20 protein-coding genes are annotated in these 24,279 nt (G+C 57.1%); 15 read left to right on the top strand and 5 right to left on the bottom strand.

Annotated features, from left to right (window positions below; translation table 11 throughout):
* Window positions 1-309: 309 nt before the first annotated feature.
* Window positions 310-1,509 (bottom strand): tyrosine-type recombinase/integrase, encoded by a 1,200-nt coding sequence (locus AC2FLO_RS12210; RefSeq protein WP_496811691.1) that lies wholly within the window; start codon window positions 1,507-1,509, stop codon window positions 310-312.
* A gap of 336 nt (window positions 1,510-1,845) precedes the next feature.
* Between AC2FLO_RS12210 and AC2FLO_RS12205 the strand changes: the two genes are divergently transcribed.
* Complete coding sequence (locus AC2FLO_RS12205; protein WP_496751739.1) at window positions 1,846-3,438, top strand: trypsin-like peptidase domain-containing protein; 1,593 nt, start codon at window positions 1,846-1,848, stop codon at window positions 3,436-3,438.
* Here AC2FLO_RS12205 and AC2FLO_RS12200 read toward each other — a convergent pair whose 3' ends face one another.
* From AC2FLO_RS12200 to AC2FLO_RS12190, 3 genes are all read right to left on the bottom strand, one after another.
* Window positions 3,439-5,055 (bottom strand): MFS transporter, encoded by a 1,617-nt coding sequence (locus AC2FLO_RS12200; protein ID WP_496751741.1) that lies wholly within the window; start codon window positions 5,053-5,055, stop codon window positions 3,439-3,441. It lies immediately after the preceding gene.
* A 48-nt stretch (window positions 5,056-5,103) separates the two neighbouring features.
* A complete protein-coding gene (locus AC2FLO_RS12195) occupies window positions 5,104-6,324 on the bottom strand; it encodes an APC family permease (protein ID WP_496751743.1) in 1,221 nt (406 codons plus the stop codon).
* 370 nt (window positions 6,325-6,694) lie between these two features.
* Entirely contained in the window at window positions 6,695-7,717 is a 1,023-nt protein-coding gene (locus tag AC2FLO_RS12190; RefSeq protein ID WP_480480847.1) for a LacI family DNA-binding transcriptional regulator, read from the bottom strand.
* A gap of 134 nt (window positions 7,718-7,851) precedes the next feature.
* On the opposite strand from AC2FLO_RS12190, the gene AC2FLO_RS12185 reads away from it, so the two are divergent.
* The 11 genes from AC2FLO_RS12185 (at window position 7,852) to AC2FLO_RS12135 (ending at window position 16,862) form a co-directional block, all read left to right on the top strand.
* Window positions 7,852-8,037, top strand: a complete 186-nt coding sequence (locus tag AC2FLO_RS12185; protein ID WP_267366030.1) for a hypothetical protein — start codon at window positions 7,852-7,854, stop codon at window positions 8,035-8,037.
* Between the two features lie 23 nt (window positions 8,038-8,060).
* On the top strand, window positions 8,061-9,206 hold the full coding sequence (locus AC2FLO_RS12180) for a TRAP transporter substrate-binding protein (protein ID WP_267366029.1): 1,146 nt from the start codon (window positions 8,061-8,063) through the stop codon (window positions 9,204-9,206).
* Between the two features lie 108 nt (window positions 9,207-9,314).
* Window positions 9,315-9,827 (top strand): TRAP transporter small permease, encoded by a 513-nt coding sequence (locus AC2FLO_RS12175; RefSeq protein ID WP_209503870.1) that lies wholly within the window; start codon window positions 9,315-9,317, stop codon window positions 9,825-9,827.
* Window positions 9,828-9,838: 11 nt separating this feature from the next.
* Window positions 9,839-11,167, top strand: coding sequence for a TRAP transporter large permease (locus tag AC2FLO_RS12170; protein ID WP_267366028.1), 1,329 nt, complete (start codon window positions 9,839-9,841; stop codon window positions 11,165-11,167).
* A gap of 12 nt (window positions 11,168-11,179) precedes the next feature.
* Window positions 11,180-12,487: a histidinol dehydrogenase gene (hisD, locus tag AC2FLO_RS12165; RefSeq protein WP_209503872.1), complete on the top strand. Its 1,308-nt coding sequence runs from the start codon at window positions 11,180-11,182 to the stop codon at window positions 12,485-12,487.
* Window positions 12,480-13,241, top strand: a complete 762-nt coding sequence (locus AC2FLO_RS12160) for an SDR family NAD(P)-dependent oxidoreductase (RefSeq protein WP_480472860.1) — start codon at window positions 12,480-12,482, stop codon at window positions 13,239-13,241. Before hisD ends, AC2FLO_RS12160 begins: the two co-directional genes overlap by 8 nt.
* Window positions 13,238-14,218, top strand: a complete 981-nt coding sequence (locus AC2FLO_RS12155; RefSeq protein ID WP_496751747.1) for an alcohol dehydrogenase catalytic domain-containing protein — start codon at window positions 13,238-13,240, stop codon at window positions 14,216-14,218. The genes AC2FLO_RS12160 and AC2FLO_RS12155 overlap by 4 nt, the downstream gene beginning before the upstream one ends.
* A 23-nt stretch (window positions 14,219-14,241) precedes the next feature.
* Complete coding sequence (locus AC2FLO_RS12150; RefSeq protein WP_480505127.1) at window positions 14,242-14,652, top strand: universal stress protein; 411 nt, start codon at window positions 14,242-14,244, stop codon at window positions 14,650-14,652.
* Between the two features lie 46 nt (window positions 14,653-14,698).
* Window positions 14,699-15,205, top strand: coding sequence for a sulfopyruvate decarboxylase subunit alpha (comD, locus tag AC2FLO_RS12145; RefSeq protein ID WP_480517090.1), 507 nt, complete (start codon window positions 14,699-14,701; stop codon window positions 15,203-15,205).
* Complete coding sequence (gene comE, locus AC2FLO_RS12140) at window positions 15,202-15,756, top strand: sulfopyruvate decarboxylase subunit beta (protein ID WP_209503877.1); 555 nt, start codon at window positions 15,202-15,204, stop codon at window positions 15,754-15,756. The genes comD and comE overlap by 4 nt, the downstream gene beginning before the upstream one ends.
* Window positions 15,756-16,862 carry an alpha-hydroxy acid oxidase gene (locus tag AC2FLO_RS12135; RefSeq protein WP_496751749.1) on the top strand — a complete coding sequence of 369 codons (1,107 nt, stop codon included), beginning with the start codon at window positions 15,756-15,758 and terminating at the stop codon, window positions 16,860-16,862. Before comE ends, AC2FLO_RS12135 begins: the two co-directional genes overlap by 1 nt.
* 53 nt (window positions 16,863-16,915) lie before the next feature.
* On the opposite strand, the gene AC2FLO_RS12130 is transcribed toward AC2FLO_RS12135, so the two are convergent.
* Window positions 16,916-18,961, bottom strand: coding sequence for an ASKHA domain-containing protein (locus AC2FLO_RS12130; protein WP_496751750.1), 2,046 nt, complete (start codon window positions 18,959-18,961; stop codon window positions 16,916-16,918).
* 217 nt (window positions 18,962-19,178) lie between these two features.
* Here AC2FLO_RS12130 and guaB point away from each other — a divergent pair, with 217 nt between their 5' ends.
* From guaB to AC2FLO_RS12115, 3 genes are all read left to right on the top strand, one after another.
* Complete coding sequence (gene guaB / locus AC2FLO_RS12125; RefSeq protein ID WP_496751752.1) at window positions 19,179-20,627, top strand: IMP dehydrogenase; 1,449 nt, start codon at window positions 19,179-19,181, stop codon at window positions 20,625-20,627.
* 93 nt (window positions 20,628-20,720) lie between these two features.
* Window positions 20,721-21,878, top strand: coding sequence for an RsmB/NOP family class I SAM-dependent RNA methyltransferase (locus AC2FLO_RS12120; protein ID WP_496751754.1), 1,158 nt, complete (start codon window positions 20,721-20,723; stop codon window positions 21,876-21,878).
* A 108-nt stretch (window positions 21,879-21,986) separates the two neighbouring features.
* The gene (locus AC2FLO_RS12115; protein ID WP_496751755.1) at window positions 21,987-24,278 is read left to right on the top strand and encodes an ATP-binding protein; all 2,292 of its coding nucleotides are present in this window, start codon (window positions 21,987-21,989) and stop codon (window positions 24,276-24,278) included.
* Window position 24,279 lies beyond the last annotated feature (1 nt).

The following is a 24,279-nucleotide window of genomic DNA, read 5'->3' as shown; positions in this document are numbered from 1 at the left end:
TGATTATGTTTTCAAAGAACGGGGGGGTTTACGTTGGCATGCGTGGTGCTTGGTAGAACGCAGCCATTGATCATTTCATGTGGATCACTTGTGCCTTTCACAAAGGTTGCATCGGGCACATTTACCCTTCTGAACTGCCTATCAAGCCTTGCGCTAGACTGTCGCTTGGTCTGCAACTCGGTCACAGCCCAAATTTTGACGAACGTCCGCTATTTCGTTTGAAGATGCAGTTGAAAATATGCTTGTTTTCAGGTCTTGCCCCCAGAGTACACAAAAATTGTGTCGTAAACGAACCGAGCCGCTGCCTATCTAACCGCGAAGCTGCAATATCTTGCTTTCGGTCTGGGTTACGAAATCGGCCCATTTCTGCATGAGGATGCGCCGCCAATCGAGCAGATCAGGGCGGGCATAGGCGCGCTCGACCTTGTTTCCGACGACGTGTGCGAGGGCGGTTTCGGCAGTTTCGTAGTCGGCGGCTTTGGTATCCTGAATCCACATCCTGAACGACGACCGGAAACCGTGTATGCGACCCTCTTCATTCAGGTGGTTCAGTACCTTCGCCATGGCAACATCACTGACGCCTTTGTTCGTCCTCGGGCTTGGAAACAGGAAGTCATTGCGGCGCAGGTCGCGGCATATCTCAACCACGTTCATGGCCTCGGTCGATAGAGGGATGCGAAAATCCTGAACCTTGCCCCGCTGGCCTTTCATACGCTCTTTTGGGACCGTCCACACGTCACCGTCAATTTCATCGAATCGTGCCCCGCGCACTGGCATCCCGCGCGCTGCCGTCAGGATCGTGAAGCGCAGAGCCAGGTAAGAGGGGTGATGTTGATCCAGCCGCGAATAGAGGTCTGGTATCTCCTTCCAAGGCGTTGCGGGCAGTGGCTTTTGAACCCGCTCCACGTAGCCCAGCATGTGACGCGCCGCGTCACAGATGAACGGTTCCGCCTCATAGCCCATCAACTTCGCCTGCCGCAGCACCATGCGCGTCCGATACATCGCCTTGTCTGCCGTTTCGTGCTTGGTGCGCCAGATCGGTTTCAGGGCGTCGTGAATGTCCTTCTGCGTCAACGTACTGATGCGCCGCTTTCCGATCTTCGGAATGATGTGGTTCTTGAGGGGCGAATACCACATGCCGCGCTCACCATCGCCGCGCAGCCGTTCCTTTCGGCCTTCGAACACAATTACAGCCATTTCCCCGAATGTCGGGTCGTTCTGGCTGTTCTCAGCTTCAATCTGTTGGCGCTCACGTTCTGCTATCGGATCATCGCCGCGCGCTGCGATAGCCGCCCACTTCGATCGCTCCTTTCGAGCATCGGACAGGGACATGTCTGGATATGAGCCCAAACCCATATCCCGGCGTTTGCCGCTGATCTGAAACCGATAAAACCAGCGCCCGCCACTCTGCGACCTTTTCAGGAATAGACCGCCTCCATCCTGAATGACGCTACCGGGAGCAGCATTCTTTACTTGAGTTGCGGAAAGACGGTTATTGCCTCTTGCCATATCTGCCCCACACTTGCGGTGGGTTCATTTGCAACATGTTTACACAATCGGATACAGTCGCAATTCGCAAAATGCAACAAAGGAAAGGGGATTGAAGTCATTTGAAACATGTTGCACCAGCAACATGGTGCGCGCTACCCGCTCCAGAACTTTCAGGTCAGACGGCGTTTTCCGGTGAAGGCCTGCTCCGGCAAGAATTGGGGTCGTTTCGGGACGTTCCACCAAATTGACTTGTGCCTGTAGATATTTCCGGTTTTGGGCAGCCCCCTCGCGATTGGTAGGATTCCGGGCGTCTTATGATAGAGTGACCCCATCACTGTTGAGCAGAGCCCAACTATGCGGGAAATTGATCAGACCGGCACGAGTACACCCCAAGAGCCTTGCGCAGGTGATGTTCATGCCTTTCTGGAGAGCCTGACCGGCCCGTCCCGTGGAACGGTTTCCTGGCTTGTTGACAGCGCATTGACTGTTTCTGTTGGCGAAGGCCGTGCGCTAGGTCTGCGCCTGAAAGACAACACACCGCCCCATGACGAAGATATCGCAACGCTTCAGTGGTCCGAGGGGGGCTATGTGCTCAACGCGCTGGCGGGGCAAGACATCTGGGTCAATGGCCACAAGATTGTGTCGGCAACGCTGAAACACGGCGACATGATCGAGTTTGGCGAATTGGGCCCGATCTCCCGATACCGCATTTGTACTCAGAGGTTTCCCATTCGTCACACGGTCGAGGATATCCTAAGTGACGCCTATGCTTATGCGCGGTCAAGTCGCCGGCCCTTTGCCCAAAGAATGTCGGGTGCGCTGCGTGAGAGTGGGCGAAGGCTTGTTTCTCAAACCACTATGTTCTTCAGGATTACGGTGGTTGCAGCGATTGCGCTGATCGCAGGTCTGCTGTTCCTGCTTTATCAAAACGACCGTAGACTGGCCGACAGCCTGCAACAGGAAGCCCGCAAGATCGAAGCAGTGGCGGCCATGCTTAGCCAGACGCGGGAAGATGTGCTGACCCCAGAAGACCTTGTGGCGTTGAGGGATGCCTTTCAGAACCAGTTGATATCAACTGAGCAGCGGTTGGGTACCCTTGAACAGCGCGCGGGGGCGTCCACGCGGGTTATCACCGCCTCTACTCAATCCGTGGCTTTCATTCAGGGCGCCTACGGATTGCGTCATATCGAAAGCGGTAAACTGCTGCGCCATGTGTTGGGGCCAAACGGAGAGAAGTTGCAAACGCCTTTCGGACAACCCTGGATCGAACCGGACGCAACGGGTGAGCCCGCAGAGTTCCAGTTCACCGGCACCGGATTTCTGCTGGAGGGTACGCCGCTGTTGGCCACCAACCGCCACGTTGCCTTGCCCTGGACATCCGGCGACAAGGCTCAGGCGCTGAAAAACGCAGGTCTTGAGGCCGAGATGCTGCGGTTGCTGGCCTATCTGCCAGGTCAGGCCGACCCGATCGAGGCCACTTTGGACCGGTTCAGTGAGACCGCTGATCTGGCGCTTTTGTCGGTTGATCCAAGCCGTGTCGAAGGGCTGGGATTACGACTGGCCGATGACCTTCCTCGCAGCGGTGACGAAGTCTTTCTTCTGGGGTATCCTACTGGCCTGAAAGCGTTAATTGCGCAGGCGGGGCCGGAATTTCTGAAAACGCTCGAGAAAGACGGGTCCGTCAATTTCTGGACGATCGCCGCACGGTTATCTGCTCAAAACCAGGTTCAACCTCTCGCCAGCCGAGGAATCGTGGCGCAGACAAGCCCGGGTGCAGTCGTTTACGACGCAGAAACAACGTCAGGAGGAAGCGGAGGGCCGGCCCTGAACCGCAAGGGAGAGGTGGTCGCGATTAACGCCGCGATCCTGCCAGAGTTCGGGGGGTCAAACATCGGGGTTCCGGTTTTGCATCTGAAAACCTTGCTGAATGAAACTGTCAGCCAGTAATCAATCACTGGTCTGGAACGGCGATTTTTGAACAAAGAATACGACCGTCAACGGAACGATCACAGAAATCAGGGCCACGGCGATCAACAGGTGTCCAAGTTGGCCGTAATCGGCAATCGATGTGACGACACCGGTTTCCGGGTCGGTTACCGCGCGCGACACCAGGAAAATCTGGTTCATGTATTTCGTTGCCAAACTGCTGGCCGACAAGGCCATGTTGGTGAATGACGCCATGACGGCAAAGAAAGTTGCCTTCAGATGCACAGGAGCATTACGTGCGATCCAGGCCAGCATCGGAACCATCGCGATTTGACCCAGCGGAGATTCAACTGCGGTGTCGAGGATTGCAATGAACCTTGCGTCTACGATCCCGCCGGTATGCGCAGATGTCCATTCATGCACGCCGTAATACAGCGCAAGGTTGGGCAGGGCGAGGACCCCCGACGCGATGGTCAGAATGATAACGACCTGCGCAATCGAGCGGTTGGCCATAAACGGTCTCAGGACGATGAGCCCGACCAGTGCAAGCAGGGACGTCAGAAGCGCCAGGATTGCCAGGAACTGCTCGTCAAACCCCAACTCGTCGATTTCGAACCAGGTCAGCCCCGGCCCGGGCAAGGGAACCGCACGAAACACGAAAATGATTATCGCCGTACCAATCAGAGCCTTTGCCTGATTTGGGTTCAGTTCCTTCACCAAGCGCGACATCAGGTACAAGATCACACTCAGTGAGACTACAAAAATAGTTTCCTGGGCGAGTTGGAAATTCGATGTTCCCAACACGATACTCAGTACAACAAAGGCGAGACCGCCCAGCAGGATTGGCCATTTGACCTCGGTGGTTTCGTCAGGGGTATGCGGGGGATGACCTAGGCGAAGACGTTGACGCTGTATCAAACCGTGCAAAACCACACCGCTGACGGACAACAGGGGAATGACAAGCGCGATCAGATAGACGTTGCCATACAATGCAAGGCGGTCTGATTTCTGCATGCCCTCGGTTCCCGAGAACACCCAGATATTGACCGCGGCTACGGCTGCGAATCCCGAGAAAATGGCGATCCTGCCCAGTGTTTGCATTGTTGTATGCTGCGCACGGGTTTCCTCGGGCGAAAACGGCTGCCCGTCAGGGTTGATCTTTGGAACGGCCTCGACCGTCATCGCGTCGGCGACGACATCCTGAATGGCATAGCCGGAAGGCGCCAAGAGCAGGGCAATGATATACCAGTGTTCCAGCGGCATGACATCAGCCATATGTCCGGGAAAGGCTACAAGCCCGTACATGGTGAGCAGGGACAAGGTGATCAGGGTTGCCCCCAATAGGATCAGCAATGACTTCCACCGCCAAAACAGATCAACGATATGACCCAGTGGCATTTTCAAGATCCAGGGAAGCCCGGCCCAAAACGCCAACCCGGCTACAAAGGAAGCGGATAGGTTAAGATAGTCCTTAAGAAAAAAAGCGCCGACGACCGATGTCAGGCCAGAAACCCCGGCGGCAAAGTAGACCATGAGCGGTGGCAGGTAGGACCATCGCATCTGTCGCGCCAGATCAACAAAGGTTCTATGCCACCATGCAGAAAGCTGCGCTCCTGTAGAAGGTTGGTCAGTGGTCATGTTCACGTAAATCGCATCGCAGGATTTCCTTGACCCAATGATACAGGCTTACAGAAACGCGAACGCAAAAAGCAACAAACTGGTCACCACCCCAAAGAGGGGAACAACAAGTGGCACGCGGAACTGCGGTTCTTCGAATTCAGCCCGGGTCTTCAAAAGGATCAGTGAAAGATTGACCAGCACAAAGACCCCCAGAACAATTTGCGACGTGCGCTCGGCTAGAATGGCGATTGGAATCGTTTGGGTCAGCAACAGGATTATCGCCGTGACCATGATTGTCGCTACCGTTGGCGTCTGAGTGACCTGAGATACCGTAGCCAGAAACTTAGGCAAATGATCCCGATCCGCGAGCCCGTAAATCACGCGGGATGCCATGATCATCTGGATCAGAACACCATTGATCGTGGCTACGATGGCAATGGCCGAAAACCCCTGCTTGATAACCTCGGGCGCGTCCGTAAAAATCAGGGCCAGCGGAGCGGCGGACGTCGAAAGGACATTGATCGGCACCACATACAGAACAGTCATGGACGTGCCAAGATACAAGACCGTGGCCAGAATAAGCGTCAACAGGATCGCTTTCGGGATTGTTCCGGCGGGGTCTTTAACTTCTTCAGCGACATTCGCCATGTCCTCGAAACCGACAAAGGCGAAAAACGCCAGAAGCGAAGCGGCAAAAATCCCTCTCCAAGCGTTTGGGTCCAGCCCGGGAACCATCTGGGTGAGGGCATAGCCCTGAGGGTCTGGAAGGGACAGGCCCCAACTAATAACGACAAGTAGCCCGCTGATTTCTATGATGGTAATGACTGCCGCCACCATTACCGACTGCGTGATCCCCCATAGGGCGATCAGCCCCATGACCAGAACAACACCGATTGTCAGACTTGAAATGCCTAAGCCTGTAAGCGTTTGAAGGTACGACGCGGCCCCGATAGCCACGGCCGAGGCCGAGATGATGCCCGAGGCGGCCACCGCGAGACCGACCAGAACGGCCATCCAGCTTTTCTGAAACCCTGCTTCGACATAAGCGGCTTCACCCGCACTCACAGGATATCGGGTTGCCAATTCTGCGTAAGACAGGGCAGTCAGCGCAACAACAAGCGCAGCAATTAGGAACGAAACAGCGGCATACGGGCCCGCAATCCCGGCCGTCGCACCAACAAGCACGTAAATTCCGGCTCCAACGGTAACTCCAAGCCCATAGAGCGTGAGCAGCGGGGTCGTCAGCGCCCGCCGCAGCTTTGGTGTCTTTTGGTCAACGATGGACATCATCTATCCGCCAATTGCTTCGCTCCGCGTGTCTTAAAATGGCTTCGACGTTTCTGTACTTGGTTAGTTGCCTCGATCATATGCAGTGGCTGGCGTGCGTTAGGTTCCGAGGAGCCAGAGGGTAGTCGGCAGAAGAGCGCGCCTCGCATTTGCCGCGCCCGTGGAGTGAAACCTTCGCGCCGTTGAAGTACTGATCACCGGTAAATTTGCTTGGGGTCAGGCAGGTGAGCGTCGGGCCCGTTGATATATTCGTACTTCACTATGTGGTCACTTTGCGTGCTTTGATTCAGGTCAATGAAAGCGGATCGTCACACTGAATCGTAGACCGGTGCGCCTTTTACACGCAATGAACCGCCGAACTTTCTGAGCCTCAAGGAATGCGGTCAAGCAAGGAGTCTCGGGTGACCAAATGGGTCAAAAGCTCCAAAGACTGGCCCGCAGAGTTCGTTTCGATCATTCGTATCAACTCCTGCGCAGCTTTTTGACCCATTTCACGGTGGGGCACGTGAACCGTTGTCAGGGCAGGGCTGACAATGCGCGCGATTTCGATGTCGTCAAAGCCTGTAATCGACACGTCTTCGGGCACTCGGAGCCCCATTTTCTGCGCCTGCCTCAATGCGCCGACTGCCAGAACATCGTTTCCGCACAAAACTGCGGTCGGCGGCATGTCAGTCGCCATGAGATCCCTGAATGCCGTCGCGCCATTCTCGAACTCATATGTGGTTTCGATCACCATTAGGTCATCCGGCTGCAGGCCGTGTTCAGCCATGGCGCTTTTTATCCCAGCGATCCTGAGCCGCGCCCGGTCATTACCCGAACTGATACCCGATATCGTCGCAAGACGCGTATGTCCTTGTCTGATGATCTGGTCTGCCAGCGCTTTCATGGCCTTGCGGTTGTCGAACCCAACTGACGGCACAGGTTTATCCGGCAGAAAGGACCAGGCAACCAGCGCGGGCACTTTCCGTCTGTCCAGATAATCGTAAATATCTGCGTCCCTGTCATGACCGATCAATAACAGCCCATCCGCACCCCGTGCGACCAGGGTTCGGATCTGATCCTTTTCCGCTTCGGGCTCATAGGCTGAACTGGAGACCAGCAGCGTGTAACCACGCTGATGTATCTCTTCCTGAAACGCCTGCAACCCCCTTGCGAATATCGCGTTTTCCATGGTGGGGATGATGGCGCCAATGGTAAATGACCGCTTGGCCGCCATCACGCGGGCCGCGAAATTTGGCGTGTACCCCAATTCCTCGACCGTCGACAGGACACGCTTGCGCGTTGCTTCAACAACTTGTTGCGGGTTGTTCAGACACCGGGACACTGTCGCGGTCGAAACACCCGCGGCCTTGGCAACGTCATCCAGTGTCGGAGCAGACCGATGTTTTGACATTCTCGAACTCTCAATTCCAGTTGGCTTAAGTTAATCGCATTTTTCAAATGATGAAAGCACCAATGTAAGCGCTTGCAATATTGATGTAAGCGCTTACAAAGGTGTTGAGCCGATTCTGAACGGGAGTCCCGGAAATGGTCCTTGCTGCATCTGTCGTCGTTTTCGCGATCTATTTCGCCAACGTTGCTTTGGGTGCTTTTGCAGGCCGCGCGTTTCTTGGTGACGTAGGAGAGATGTTGGTTCTGTTCGCGGCGTCGATTTTGTTCGTTGTCGCGATTCTGAAAAAGGAAGCTGACCGAAACGCAACAGACGGCAGCTGAACTTTTGCTTGGGAGGGCAATTCATGAACAACGACGAGATTGAACTGGCGTCAACAGAACGTCGCAACTTTCTGAAGCTGAGCGCGAGTGGCGCGTTCACGGCCGCATTGGTTGCCGGGGCAGGGGGTGTTTTGTGGTCTTCCGAGGCTGCCGCGCAAACCGCAAAAGAAGAGAGTGAGCGCGAAAAGGCCGCAGACCACGTTATGACGGTGGCCACAGCCTATGTGCTGGGTGCGTCGCGCAGCTATCCGATCATGCAGCTGGATCTGAAGGAAAACATCCAGAATGCTACCAACGGCAAGGTCTATGTCAAATTGGCCCCCGGTGGTCAGCTTGGCGCGGGCGGTGCGCTGGTGCAGAAAGTACAGGGTGGAACCATTCAGGCCGCGCAGCACTCGCTGTCGAATTTTGCGCCTTTTGCGTCCACGGTCGACCTGATCAACATGCCGTATCTGTGCGGGTCGAACCAGCGCTTCACCAACCTTGTCCATTCGGACACGTGGAAAAGCGAAGTCCACCCCAAGGTCGAGGCGGCAGGCTTCAAGGCCCTGTTCTACGTGAATATCGATCCGCGTGTTGTCGCAGTCCGGCAGGGTGGCAATGCGGTCATAACACCGGGGGACATGGGCGGGATCAAGTTCCGCGTTCCCGGTTCGAAGATGCTGCAACAATACTATCGCATGGTTGGTGCCAACCCGACGCCTGTGGCATGGGGTGAAACACCTTCGGCGATCAAGCAGGGTGTTGCCGACGCGCTCGACCCGTCAGTTGGAGCACTGTATGTCTTTGGTTTCAAGGACATCCTCAGCCATGTGACCTTCACGCAGGCCGTTCCGGACAGTCAGGTTTATTCCTGTAATCTGGAATGGTTCAACTCGATGCCTGCTGACGTGCAGGAAGGCATTATGTGGGGTGCCGAGATGACTGGCCATCAGAACCTGTCCAAGGTTCCGTCGGCGCGTGCTTACGCCATGTCCGAGCTAAACAAGGCAGGTGTTGAATTCCACTCACTCAGCGATGATCAGCTGGCGGAATGGCAGGATGCCGGTGGGTATCAGCGTTCGGAATGGGATCCTTTCAAGACGGAACTGGCCGGTTCGATGGACAACTTTGAGAAGCTGGTCGAAGCGGCCGGTACGCAGGGCAAATACTACGTCCACGACGCCTAAGGTGAAACCCGTGGGCGCCTGTCGGCGTCCACGATTCTTGTACCGCGCGGCCGACAGTGGCCGGTCAAGGCAGGTACGGACTGGGCTGTCCCATCGTCGGAGGATCAGATGACCGTTCTTCAGAACATTGACCGAAACGCCGAACGCTGGTTGCTGCTGGTGTTCTACGTGATGCTGGTGATCACCATGGCCATCGAGGTGCTGCGGCGCGAGATATTCGCCTATTCCTCGATCTGGGGCGAGGAAATCGTGCGGTATTCCTTTATCTATCTGGCTTGGATCGGTGCTGCTGCCGCGGTGAAAGAGCGCGCTCATATCCGGATCGATGTGATCATGCACTATGTCGGGCCGCGCCCCAAGGCACTGCTTTATATCTTCGGCGATCTGGTGATGTTCCTGGTGGCGATCATCGCACTCTATTGGTCGTATGAAGCCGTGCACGTTTCAGCCAAGTTTGGTTCCGTTACGGACGGATTGCGGATTTCCAAGGTTTGGTTCCTGATGGCCGTGCCGACCGGGTTTGCCCTGATGATCTGGCGGCTGATCCAATCCCTGTTGCGCGATCTGAAATGCCTTCGCGACGGCACGCCCGTCTTCGAAGGCGACAAACTGTTTGACTGAGGAGAGACCGGATGCTTTGGAACTCCCTCAATCAAACCGTTGAACTGGGCTGGGATTTTTATCTGCCGGTGATCCTGTTTGTTGCCCTGATCGCTTTGGCCGTACCGGTTTGGGCGGCCATTGGAACGGCTGCGATCGTAATGCTGATCATGTCCGGTGACCTTCCTCTCAGCCTTGTCGGAGAGAGCCTGTTTACCGGCATCGACGCTTTTGCCCTGACTGCCGTGCCCCTGTTTATCCTGACCGGGGATGTTCTGGTTCGGACGGGGTTGTCACGCAAGTTTCTGGATGTTGCCGAGGCTTTGACATGCTTCGCCAAGGGGGGCTTCGGATCGGCCACGGTGCTGGTCTGCGGAATGTTTGCCGCGATTTCGGGATCGGACGCCGCCGGGGCTGCTGCGGTTGGCAGGATGACCATCAACCGGTTGGTGGAAAGCGGGTATCCGCGCCCCTACGCGTGTGCTCTGGTCGCGGCCGGTGCCTGCACCGGCATCCTGATACCGCCCTCGATCGCCTATATCATCATCGGCCTTGTGCTGGGTATTTCCGCATCGACTCTTTTTCTGGCCGCCCTGATCCCGGGTCTGGCTATCCTGGTGTCGATCCTGATCACCAACATCATCATGAACCGCCTTTATGCATACGAAGGCGGCGGCATGATGACCATGGGGGAGTGGTTGGCCAATCTGGGCAAGGCGCTCAGGTCTGGCTGGTATGCCTTTATCGTGCCGGGGATTATCTTTTATGGCATCTTTTCGGGCCGACTTACGCCGACTGAGGCTGGTGCCACGGCTGTTGTCGTCACCATCATCATGGGCTTCATCCTGCGTACGCTGACATTGGCGGATTTTCCGTCGATGCTGGTCAGCTCTGCAAAGGTGAACGGGGTGATCCTGCCGATCATCGCGTTTTCAGCTCCGCTGGCCGAGGCGCTGGCGATCATGGGTGTTCCTCAGGGGTTTGTCACTTCGGTGACCTCGCTGACAGACGATCCGTATCTGCTGATCCTGTTGATGATCGGCATCCTGATCGCAGCGGGCTGCGTCATGGAGACGACGCCGAATATCGTCATCCTGGCACCTATCCTGAAACCACTGGCGGACAATATCGGTATGAATGAGATCCAGTTCTGCATCATGATGATCACCGCGCTGGGAGTGGGTTTTATCACCCCGCCGCTGGGGCTGAACCTGTTCGTCGTATCTGGCATTACCGGTGAATCCATTCTGAAGATTGCCGCCCGAGCCGTGCCCTTCGTATTGACCATGCTGATCGTGGTGATCCTGATCGCCTACGTGCCAGCCGTGTCGACAACATTGCTACCAGAAATCTACCAATAGGACCTGCTGAACATGCCTCGTGAATATCTGAAAAAGGCAACTTTAACGGCTCAATCACACGCCTCAGAGGTGCATGATACGGTGAAGACAATTCTGACCGATATCGAGGCGGGCGGTGATGCAAAGGCAAGAGAATACGCCGCCAAGTTCGACAAGTACGAAGGGAATGTCTTGCTGACCCCGGCTGAGATTGAGGCCGCCTGTGCAAAAGTTTCCGAAAAGCTGAAGGCCGACATCCGTTTCGCTCACGACAATGTCAGGCGCTTTGCCGAGACGCAGAAAGCGACCGTTTCGGACGTCCAGACCGAGATTGTGCCAGGCTTCGTTGCTGGGCAGAAGGCGATCCCAGTGGACGCTGCGGGGTGTTACGTGCCGGGGGGGCGATACAGCCACATCGCCAGTGCGATTATGACAGTGACCACCGCGAAAGTTGCGGGATGTCGCCACATCACGGCGTGCTCGCCCCCGCGTCCCGGCGAAGGGGTCGCGCCTGCCATCGTTTATGCGGCGCATATCTGCGGGGCCGACAGCATTCTGGCTATGGGGGGCGTGCAGGGCGTTGCCGCCATGACCTACGGCCTGTTTGGTCTACCGCGCGCCAACATCCTTGTGGGCCCCGGCAATCAGTTCGTGGCCGAAGCCAAGCGCATCCTTTACGGCAAGGTTGGTATCGACATGATCGCAGGTCCAACCGACAGTTTGATCCTTGCCGATCAGTCCGCCGATGCGCATGTCGTCGCCACCGATTTGGTCAGTCAGGCAGAGCACGGATACAACTCGCCGGTCTGGCTGGTCACCGATGATCGCGACCTTGCGCAAAAGGTGATGGAACTGGTGCCTGCGCTGATCGCCGATCTGCCGGAATTGAACCGCGAAAACGCCTCGGCCGCATGGCGCGATTATGCTGAGGTTATCGTCTGTTCCAATCGCGAAGAGATGGCCGCCTGTTCCGACGAATACGCACCTGAGCATCTTACGGTTCAGGCTGAGGATCTGGATTGGTGGCTGGAACGGCTTACCTGTTACGGATCGCTGTTTCTGGGCGAGGAAACAACCGTGTCATACGGAGATAAGGCGACCGGTACGAACCATGTTCTGCCAACCTCGGGCGCGGCCAGCTATACTGGCGGGCTGAGTGTCCATAAATACATGAAGATCGTGACGTGGCAGAGGGCCACCCGCGAAGGGTCAAAGCCCATCGCCGAAGCGACCGCGCGGATATCGCGGTTGGAAGGAATGGAAGGTCACGCCCGCGCCGCAGATGTGCGTCTTGCGAAGTATTTCCCGGACGAGCAGTTCGACTTGACCGCCGATGGATGACCCGCGCTCATTGTTTGACCTAACTGGCCGGGTGGCGTGTATCACCGGTGCCAGCTCGGGACTTGGGCGGCAAGTGGCACGGACTCTTGCCGCGGCAGGTGCGCGTGTTGTCGGCGTGGCCCGGCGCGGCGAGGCATTGGCGCAGATGCAGGCAGAGATTGGCACGCGCGCTGCAACGGTTGTTGCAGACGTTGCAGATCGCGATGGGGCAGATGCGTTGACACAGGCCGTCGCTTCCAAGTTTGGCCCCCCCGACATTCTGGTCCATGCGGCTGGGCTGAACACGCGTGAGGCCGCCGATGATGTTACTCCTGAGGGGTGGGATGCCACGCTTGCCCTGAACCTGAGCGCGCCGTTCTTCCTTAGCCAAGCCATGGTGCCGACAATGAAGGAAAAGGGGTGGGGGCGAATTGTAAATTTCGCCTCGCTGCAAACAACACGGGCATTTCCAGGTGGTATCGCCTATGGCGCGTCCAAGGCGGGGATCGGGCAGTTGACACGCGCCATGGCCGAGGCGTGGTCGCCCTTTGGCATAAACGCCAACGCCATCGGACCGGGGTTCTTTCCCACCGAACTGACGCAGGCTGTGTTCGACGACCCCAAGCGCGCGGAACGGAACGCCGCGCAAACCTGTATCGGACGCAATGGGCGGATGCAGGATATCGACGGGCCGATCCTGTTCTTATGCTCTCGGGCGTCTGACTATGTCACGGGACAGGTTCTGATGGTTGACGGAGGGTTTACTGCCAAATGAAGGCTCTGGTTTACAAAGGTGTTGAACACATGGTGTTTGACGATGTGCCGAATGCCGAACCGGGCGCATCGGAACACCTGATCCGGGTCGAGGCGGTTGGCATCTGCGGATCGGACATGCACGCCTATCTGGGCCATGATGCACGTCGCCCAGCGCCCCTGATCCTCGGGCACGAGGCAGCCGGTGTCATAGCTGATGGTATCCGCGCCGGTGACCGGGTGACGATCAACCCGCTGGTAACCTGTGGCCAATGCGCGGAATGTCGGGCGGGTCGCGAGAATCTGTGCCCGGACCGCCAGATCATCTCGATGCCACCGCGCGAAGGGGCGTTCGCGCAATATGTCTCGATGCCAGGCAGAAATCTTGTCGACGTGCCCGATGATGTCCCTTTCGCCAAGGCTGCGCTGGCTGAACCTCTGGCCGTAAGCTGGCACGCAGTCAGACTGGGGATCGAGGCTCTGCATTCAGCGATGGACCGCCGCGCCTTGGTGATTGGCGGAGGGGCCATTGGCCTTGCGGCGGCCTTGGCCCTGCGGGCGCAGGGTATTGAAGACGTTACAATCGCGGAACCAAACGCGTTGCGCCGGACTTATCTGGCGGAAATCGAAAGTTTTGCACTTGTGGATGCGCCCAATGGGTCTTTCCCGTTGGTCATTGATGCTGTTGGATATGCCGCGACACGGTCGGTCGCTTCGGCTCTGGTCGCGCCGGGTGGCGTGATCGCGCATGTCGGATTGGGTGAAGATGCCGGAGGTCTGGACGTGCGTCGCATGACCTTGCAGGAGATCACCTTTATCGGAACCTACACCTACACCGCGCAGGATTTCCGCGACACGGCTCAGGCGATCTTTGACGGCCGTCTTGGCGCACTGAATTGGGTTGATGAGCGTGCACTGGCCGATGGCGCGCAGGCGTTTCGCGATATCCGCTCTGGCTCTGTAGCCGCACCAAAGATTATCCTGAGACCCTGGGGATAAACCTGACAGAACTGGAGGCCACCATGTATAAGAAAATTCTGGTCCCGATGGCTTTGGATCACGGCATATCACAACATACGCTGGAGGTCGCGCGTGCCTTGTCCGAAAACGGGGCCGAGATCATCGGATTGCATGTCTACGAAATGCCACAGGGATCGGTCAGCGCCTATCTCGACAAATCCGCAGTGGCCGAAGGGTTCGAACGCGCGAGGCGGGCATTGTTGCAAAAAGTTGACGGGCTGGATGGTGTGAAAGCCGAAATTATCAAAGGACACACCGCCCGCACCATCATTGACTACGCGACCAGCAACAATGTGGACTGCATTGTTATAGGTTCGCACAAACCGGACCTGAGCGACTACTTTCTGGGATCGACAGCGTCACGCGTTGTTCGTCATGCCCCCTGCGCTGTACATGTGCACCGCAGAACCTGATTTCCTTAATCGCGCCAAGCGCCCCAACAGGACCAACAGCCCGACCATGAACATAGACAAGAAGATAACCGACGATCTGGTGGCCAACGATATCTCGTTCGTCACCACCGTCCCGTGCAAGCAACTTGCGGGTGTCATCGCTGAAATCGACCAGCGAGAGGACATCCATCACATCCCGTCCAACAAGGAAGACGAGGGGATGGGCCTATGCGCCGGGGCATGGATGGGCGGCAAGCGTCCCGCGATCATCATGCAAAACACCGCAATCGGTGTGACGATCAACACACTGGCGACACTGATCCAGTATTATCGCATGCCGTTGCCGATGCTGATTTCCTATCGCGGAGAGCTGCGCGAACCGGTTGCCTGCCAGGTTGAAATGGCTGTGCATACCAAAGCGCTGCTGGCTCAGCTGAATATCCCGACTTATCACTTCCACCATCAGTCAGATGTTGAGGAACTCGACGCGATCCTCAAATACACTTTTATGTGCAACAAACCGGTCGCCATTCTGACCGATGCCAGTTTCTGGGGAGGCTATGGCGACCAATGATCCGCTCTGAAATTCTGAAAGAAATCGCTCCGATCCTGCGAGATCAACTTGTTGTTTGTAACATCGGCATTCCAAGTCAGGAGCTGCACGCCATCGACGACCAGCCCACCAATTTCTATATGCTGGGCACGATGGGGCTGGCCTCATCTATTGGCTTGGGGTTAGCCTTGTCGCAGCCCAAGCCGGTTATCGTTATCGATGGGGACGGGTCGGTCCTGACCAATCTGGGTACCTTGCCGACCATCGCCAATAACGTGGCGGACAACTATATCCTGTTGATCGTCGACAACGGCTCTTACGGGTCCACTGGGGATCAGCCGACTTATGCCGGGCAGAAGACCTCTCTGGCGAAAATGGCGGAAGCCGCGGGATGCGAGCGAGTAATCGAATGTCAGGCCGAAGACACCGGCCGCGTGCTGCAAGAAGCGCTGGATTCGAAACAGATGACCATCATCGTGGCCAAGTGCGAAAGCGGAAACGCCAAGATGCCTGTTATCACTATGGATCCGGTGGTGATCCGCGACCGGTTCATGAAGGCCGTACAGGCCTGATGCTATCCAGCGCTATCCACAGTTCCGAAGACGCCCGCCGCCTGGCGCGGCGGCGTCTGCCGTGGATGGTGTTTGACTATATCGATGGGTCTGCCGGGGCCGAGGTTGGCGCAGCCCGAAACAGGGCTGCACTGGATGCGCTGATCCTTCGCCCTCGGATTCTGAAAGATGTTAGTGAAAGGTCGCTGGCTTGTTCCGTCTTTGGCGGGTCGACCCAACGCCCGTTTGGAATCGCACCAATGGGTATGTGCAATCTGTCGGCCCCCGGTGCAGATCTGATGCTGGCACGTCTTGCGGCGCGGTACGAGGTGCCGCTTGGGGTCTCAACCGTCGCATCGACCCCGTTGGAAGACCTGATTGTCGAGGCAGAAGGACATGCCTGGTTTCAACTGTATTTCAGCGGCGATGGCAGTGGCACGTTCAAGCTGGTCGAGCGCGCAAAGGCTGCGGGGTACGAAACGCTGGTACTAACGGTTGACGTGCCCGAAGTGGGGCGTCGCCCGCGCGAATTGCGCCATGGGTTCAGGATGCCGTTCAAAATGGGTCCGAAACAGGTGCTTGATTTTGCCCTTCATCCGCGGTGGTCGCTGTCGACGCTGCTGCGGGGCAAGCCCGAAATGGCGAATTTCCTGATGGACGGATATGATTTCGATCGACGGGAAAGCCGAGCCAAGGCGACTTGGGAGACTTTGGCCCGTCTGCGCGAACAGTGGACCGGGAAACTGGTAGTCAAGGGCGTTCTGGATGCAGAGGACGCGCTGAACCTCAGGTCGGCAGGTGTCGATGCCATTCAGGTCACAAGCCACGGTGGGCGCCAGTTGGACAGTGCGCCAGCGCCGATTGCCGTATTGCCAGAAATTCGGAACGCCGTCGGCCTGGATTATCCGCTGTTTTACGACAGCGGTTTGCGCTCGGGCGAGGATGTTTTGAAAGCGTTGGCAAACGGGGCAGATTTTGCCTTCTTCGGCCGCATCCTGCAATTTGCAATCGCGGCAGAAGGGGAAGAAGGGCTTGAGCAGCTGTGGTCTGTGCTGAGTGATGAAATGAGTATTGCCATGGCGCAGATGGGCGTTTCTTCGCTTAACGAGGTGCGACGCGTAACCTGAAACCAGTTTTGGGAACGACCCGAGGCGTACCTGCGAGTCGTTCCTTTGCTGGTTTAACCGCGACGTCTGCGACGGCGTCCACCGCCTGTTTCGCTTTCTCCGCCCGTGTTGAAGCTTGGATTGGGCAGCGTGACAACCTGCGCCAGTTCCGGGAATGGATCGGTTTTGTGCGGGATCGCGTTGGCGGCCACGAAATGATCCTGGAACTTCGGCTCAATTGCGGTTTCGATCTTGGTGATCTCGCGCACGACGCGTTCGATTTCAGCGCGTGATCCGATATTGCACAGCGCAATCCGCGCGCCTGTACCAGCGGCATTACCCGCGCTGGTGACCTTGTCTAGGGGTGCATCAGGGATCATGCCCAGAACCATGGCGTGCTTGGTCGAAATATGAGCTCCAAAGGCACCGGCCAGAACCACACGATCCACCTTGTCGACTTCCATCTCGTCCATCAGCAGACGCGCACCGGCATATAGCGCGGATTTTGCCAGCTGGATGGCGCGGATGTCGCCCTGCGTGACGGTGATGCGGGGGCCGCCTTCGGCGCTGGCATCGTGAATCAGGTAAGCGTGTGTGCGGCCTTCAGGAATGCAGCGGGCCGTTCCAGTCTGTTCGGCCGATCCGATCAGGCCACTTTCATCCAGAAGGCCAGCCATACGCATCTCGGCCACAGCTTCGATAATGCCCGAGCCGCAGATGCCGGTGATACCAGTGGTGGCGACATCAAGGTCAAAGCCGTCTTCGTCCGACCATTTCTCGGACCCGATGATGCGAAAGCGGGGTTCCTTGGTAAGGGGATCGATTTCGATCCGCTCGATCGCGCCGGGTGCTGCGCGCTGGCCAGAACTGATCTGAGCGCCTTCAAACGCAGGCCCGGTAGGTGAGGAACAGGCCAGAACGCGGCTGGTGTTGCCCAGCAGGATTTCGGCATTGGTGCCCACATCGACGATCAGAACCAAATCCTCGGATTTGCCGGGTTCTTCGGACAGGGCAACCGCCGCACAATCCGCGCCCACATGGCCCGCGATGCAAGGCAGGATATAGACCTGCGCGCGGGGGTTCATGGTGGTCAGTTCCATCTCGCGTGCGGGCAGGGACATCGACTCGGACGTGGCCAAGGCAAAGGGCGCCTGACCCAGTTCGACCGGGTCCAGACCCAGCAGCAGATGGTGCATGACCGGGTTGCAGACAAACACCGTTTCAACGATCAGCGTGGTGTCAATGCCGGCTTCTTCGGCGATTGAGGTGGTCAGATCATTGATCGCCTCGCGCACGGCTTTTGTCATTTCCCGATCCCCGCCGGGGTTCATCATGGAATATGAAACACGGCTCATCAGGTCTTCGCCAAAGCGGATTTGCGGGTTCATCAGACCTGATGACGCTTTGACTTCGCCGGTTTCCAAGTCGGTCAGATGAGCCGCAATCGTAGTTGAGCCGAGGTCGATGGCCAGCCCATACAGCCCGCCTTCGTGCAGGCCGGGCCAGATTTCTACAATGCGTGCGACGCTGTCCTTGTGGCCTTTGTGAACTGCCACAGTGACTTCCCATTTGCCTTTGCGCAGAACCGGTTGCAGCTTGGACAGAAGCGATAGGTCCGCCGTGGCCGCGTCAATTTTCCATTGCTCACGCAGCGCACGTTCAAGGCGCTCCAGATCGCCGGTTGGCGAATGCATGTCGGGCTCTTCCACCACCACGAAATACAGACGCGTTGCCGGATCCATGGTGATGGCGCGTGCCGTGGCGGCCTTGCGAACGACCTGACGATGCACCTGGCTTTCCGGCGGCACGTCGATCACGACATCGCCCTGAACCGAGGCCTGACAGCCCAGACGACGACCGGGTTTCAGGCCGCGCTTGTCGTCATAACGTTGCTCGACCGCGTTCCATTCGCTCAGCGCATCCTGGGCCACCGTGACGCCGTGCTTGGGAAATTCGCCATAGCTTGGGGTGATCTGACACTTTGAACAGATACCACGGCCCCCGCAGACCGAATCCAGATCCACTCCCAATTGGCGGGCTGCGGTCAGAATGGGCGTGCCGACAGGAAAATGCCCGCGTTTGCCGGACGGGGTAAAGACGACAAGTGGGTCGTTGGTCATGAGTGACATGCCTTTTTGTGTTCGCGCGTTTTCCCGGCAAGATATGGGTTTGAGCGCAAAGGGAAAGGGCTATCAGCGGCACGATTTGCACGGCATGCGTCGTTTTCTTCGGCTGTATAGTCACCTGGAGCCACAGAGTTGCCTCCAAGGGCTTTTCCTTTGGTTCAATCCATGCAATAGGGTCACCGCCAAACGGGCTTTTGCATGGGGTATTCAGATGCAGATTCGTGAGGCACTCACCTTTGACGACGTTCTTCTGGTTCCGGCCGCATCTTCAGTGCTGCCGGCAACAGCAGACACCACCACGCGTGTCACGCGTGAGATTACCATGAACATCCCGCTGCTGAGCTCGGCCATGGACACGGTGACCGAGGCGCGCATGGCCATTGCCATGGCACAGGCAGGCGGTATCGGGGTCATCCACAAGAACCTTTCCGTAGAAGAGCAGTCTCGCGAAGTTCGCCGCGTCAAACGGTTCGAGTCGGGTATCGTCTACAACCCTGTTACCTTGCGCGCGGATCAAACCCTGGCCGATGCGAAGGCTCTGGTCGAGCGCTATAATTTTACCGGTTTCCCGGTAGTTGACGCGGATGGCCGCGTTGTTGGTATCGTGACCAACAGGGATATGCGCTTTGCCAATTCCGACAACACACCGATCAAGGCGATGATGACCTCGGAAAACCTGGCAATGCTGAAAGAACCCGCCGATCTGGAAGAGGCTAAAAGCCTGATGCGGGCCCGTCGTATCGAAAAATTGCTTGTGGTTGATGGCACGGGAAAACTTACAGGTCTGCTAACGTTGAAAGACACCGAACAGGCGGTTCTGAACCCAACAGCGTGCAAAGACCGGCTTGGCCGCCTGCGAGTGGCTGCCGCGACTTCGGTTGGAGACGCGGGTTTTGAGCGGTCCGAGCAGCTGGTAGCTTCGGGCGTTGATATCATTGTGGTCGATACGGCGCATGGTCACTCTCAGGGCGTGCTAGATGCGGTGAGACGGATCAAAACCCTGTCGAACGAGGTTCAGATCATTGCCGGAAACGTTGCTACAGGCGAGGCGACCAAGGCGCTGATCGACGCAGGTGCTGACGCCATCAAGGTGGGTATTGGCCCAGGCTCGATCTGTACAACACGCATGGTGGCGGGCGTTGGTGTCCCTCAGTTGACCGCGATCAGTGATTGTGCCGCCGCGGCGGGGGATGTTCCGGTCATTGCGGATGGTGGCATCAAGTTTTCGGGCGATTTTGCCAAGGCAATTGCCGCCGGTGCGTCGTGCGCCATGGTGGGTTCGATGATCGCGGGCACAGACGAAAGCCCGGGTGAGGTCATTCTGTATCAGGGCCGGTCGTTCAAATCCTATCGCGGTATGGGCAGTCTTGGCGCGATGGCGCGCGGATCGGCGGATCGGTATTTCCAGAAGGACGCGGCAAATGACAAGCTGGTACCCGAAGGGATCGAAGGGCAGGTTCCTTACAAAGGATCAGCCAGTGCAGTGATCCACCAGCTTGTTGGTGGTTTGCGCGCTGCGATGGGATACACCGGCTGCGCGACTGTCGAAGAGATGCGCAGAAACTGCCAATTCGTGAAGATCACGGGCGCAGGTCTGAAAGAGAGCCACGTACACGATGTTCAGATCACACGTGAAAGCCCGAACTACCGGGTGATGTAAGCCGTTGCGCATGACATACGGCACCCTAGCACGGGGTGCCGTAGTGATTTTGGATTGGCCTGTCACGGCCTTTTTCAGCCAAGGTAATCCGTGATGACACCTGCTGCCCGCGTTCAGGCCTCGATTGAAATTCTGGATGAAATTCTCGCCGGTGCCCCGGTTGAAAAGGCGCTGACCGGCTGGGCGCGGCGCAGCAGGTTTGCGGGCTCCAAGGATCGGGCAGCTATTCGCGATCATGTGTTTGACGCTTTGCGGTGCAAACGCTCGTTTGCTGCGTTGGGTGGTTCCGGAACTGGTCGCGGCCTGATGATCGGCGCCATTCGCGCATCGGGTGAAGATCCGGTTGAGTTGTTTACCGGCGCCCGCCACGCGCCCGAAGCCCTTCAAAATGACGAAGTATCAAGGGATTTTGCATCCGAAGCCGAGAGATATGATTTTCCCGAATGGCTGTGGCCAAAGTTCGTCGCATCCTTGAATGATGCCGCCGTTCCTTGCGCATTGGCATTGCAGGAACGCGCTCCGGTTTTTCTGCGGGTCAACTTGTTGAAAACGGATGTAACCCGGGCGATTGATGCTTTGGCGACCGACGGTATTTCAGCCCGTCCAACGCCGATTTGTGAAACCGCTCTGGAGGTGACAGAGGGCGCGCGTCGGATTGCGCAAAGCCAGGCATACGCTCAGGGTTTGGTCGAGCTTCAGGATGCGGCAAGTCAGGCGGTTGTTGCTTCCTTGGACCTGCGCTATGGAATGCGCGTTTTGGACTACTGCGCCGGGGGCGGTGGCAAGTCGCTTGCGATTGCGGCCAACAAGGGTGTCGAGGTATACGCTCATGATGTAAACGCACGCCGAATGAAGGATATTCCAGCGCGGGCAGAACGGGCAGGGGCTAGAATAACCATCCTGAACAGCGCAGATCTTGCCAATCACGGGCCTTTTGACGTCATTTTGGCCGACGCCCCGTGTTCCGGCAGCGGTTCGTGGCGGCGCGCACCAGCAGGTAAATGGGCATTGACTGAAGACCGTTTGCAAGATCTCACGGTCATCCAAGCTGACATTCTCGCACAAATCACGCCGTTGGTCCAAGCAGGTGGAGTGCTGGCATATGCAACATGTTCGGTTCTTGCCGACGAGAACGATGCGGTTGTCGACAGGTTTCTGGCGCAACATGCGGGCTGGCGTGAAACCTTCCGGCAGGCATGGCAGGTAACGCGCGGGTCCGACGGGTTCTTTACGTCACACTTGACGCGCTGATCTTTCGGTAAATACAACCTTGGGTAGCTAACTTGTTTTTTAACGCCGTTAGGCGAGTGTTAACCAATTCTACCTGTTATTACCGCAAAACCTGTGCCCGAGCCGTTTATGCCTGACATTACTGAATTTGTTCCAGCCCCTTCAGCCGCCAATACTCCATCGGTGTTTCGGATCGGGTCGTTAGTGTTTGTGGCGCTGTTGATCAGCCTGGCACCTGCGGTTGGGTTTCTGCCGTCGGATTGGACAAAAGGTTTGCTGGCAACAGGCATTTCCCTTTTGGTTGTGGCGCTTTTGTTTGGGATCAAGGGGGCGATTGCGAACAGGCATTTGCAACAGATATCAGCCCTTTTGGCCGCTTTCGCAGAGCGCGAGGATGCTCCGGTCGTGATCTCAAACGGGTATGGTGACATATTGGCCGCGAACGTCCTGGCGGACAAAAAGCTGGGGGCCATACGAGGCGAAAACCTAGCCCGCTGTTTGCGCTCCAGGTTTGCTAACCCTTCGGCGATCTTGTTGAGCCTACAATCGCGGGCGCAATCCACAGGAAGCGCCCAGAGCGAGTTTCCCGGTGGCGATCGGACTATTTCGGTTTCCGTGCACCGATTGCGGCCGGGACTGTTCTACTGGAACTTTAGCTGTGTTCAACAGGATAGCTGGCAAACCCTTGGCTTGCCGGTCGTAACCCTTGGACGCGCAGGTGACGTATTGCGCGTCAATGCCACGGCCGAGCGTTTGTTTGGTGCGCACCCTGCTAGGGCGCAGGATATTTTCAGCGAAGCCGAACCGCGGACCGGGGCTGTCAACGCAGTCAGGACCCGCGATGGTCATGTTCTGGCAGCCGTGTCCGAATTTTCTCAATCCGGGTCGGAACGAAGCCTTTGTTTGTTACCGATTACGCAGATGCCCGTACAGGATGCGGTCATGTCCTTCTCTGACCTTCCGGTTCCAATCCTCAGACTTTCCGAGGACGGCATCATTCTGGACAGTAATCGGCTGGCGGCGAAACTGTTGGGAAAGAAGCAGCTTGAAGGCAGTAACATCAGCGACATCATGCGGGGCATGGGTGGCCCTGTGCTGGATTGGTTGAAACGAACCGAGGCGCATGAAGAAACGCAGCGATCAGAGTTTTTGCAGTTCCTTAGGGACGACAAGGAAATCTTTGTTCAAGTCACCCTGAGCCGTGTGTTTGTCGACGGAAAGATATGCCTGATCGCGGTTCTGAACGATGCGACTGAACTGAAGACTCTGGAAGCTCAATTCGTTCAGGGCCAGAAGATGCAGGCCGTAGGGCAATTGGCCGGAGGTGTTGCACATGATTTCAACAACCTGCTGACGGCCATTTCCGGTCACTGCGATCTGCTGCTGTTGCGCCACGACCAGAATGACCCGGATTACGGGGATTTGGTGCAGATCAATCAGAATGCCAACCGGGCCGCCGCGCTGGTCAGTCAGCTTTTGGCGTTTTCGCGAAAACAGACCCTCAGGCCGGAAGTGTTGGATCTGCGTGACACGATCTCGGACCTTATTCACCTGCTGAACCGTTTGGTTGGAGAGAAGGTACAATTGACGCTGAGCCACGATCCGGTGCTCAAACCCGTGCGGGCGGACAAGCGTCAACTTGAGCAGGTGCTGATGAACCTTGTCGTTAACGCACGAGATGCCATGCCGGACGGTGGTGAAATTCGCATTGAAACCAGTGTGTTGACACTTTTGCAGCCTCTCATGCGGGACAGGGCAACCGTACAACCGGGCGATTATGTGACAGTCAAGGTTGTGGATGGCGGTGTTGGTATCCCAGCAGATAAGCTGCAGAAGATTTTCGAACCCTTCTACACCACGAAACGAACTGGTGAGGGCACCGGGTTGGGGTTGTCAACGGCCTACGGGATCGTAAAGCAAACCGGTGGGTTTATCTTTGTCGACAGCGCAATTGGACGGGGCACCGAGTTCACTGTCTTTCTTCCGGTTTGCGCGACGACGTCCGAGGTCGAAACTGAATCGCCAGTCCAGCCCGAAGCCCAGAGCGCCAGGCAGGGCGAAGGCGTGGTGCTGCTGGTCGAGGATGAAGCGCCTGTTCGCGCCTTTGCGACCCGCGCCCTGCGGCTGAAAGGTTACACCGTGCTCGAGGCGGACTCGGCGGAAGAGGCGCTTCGACTGCTTGAAGATTCCGCGTTAAGTGTTGATGTATTCGTCACAGATGTTGTCATGCCAGGAATGAACGGGCCCACTTGGGTGCGCAAGGCTAGGGAGACGCGCCCGGACGCGCGTGTGATCTTCGTGTCCGGGTATACCGAAGGCGTTTTCGGCGATACCGGTCCGGATATTGCCAACTCAACCTTTCTGCCCAAACCGTTTTCCCTCAACCAACTGACAGAGGCCGTGTTTCAACAACTCAACTGAT

It is taken from the genome of Ruegeria sp. TASC047, assembly GCF_059612445.1.
The sequence above is the reverse complement of the archived record's forward strand: the minus strand, read 5'-3'. Positions and strand labels throughout refer to the sequence as shown.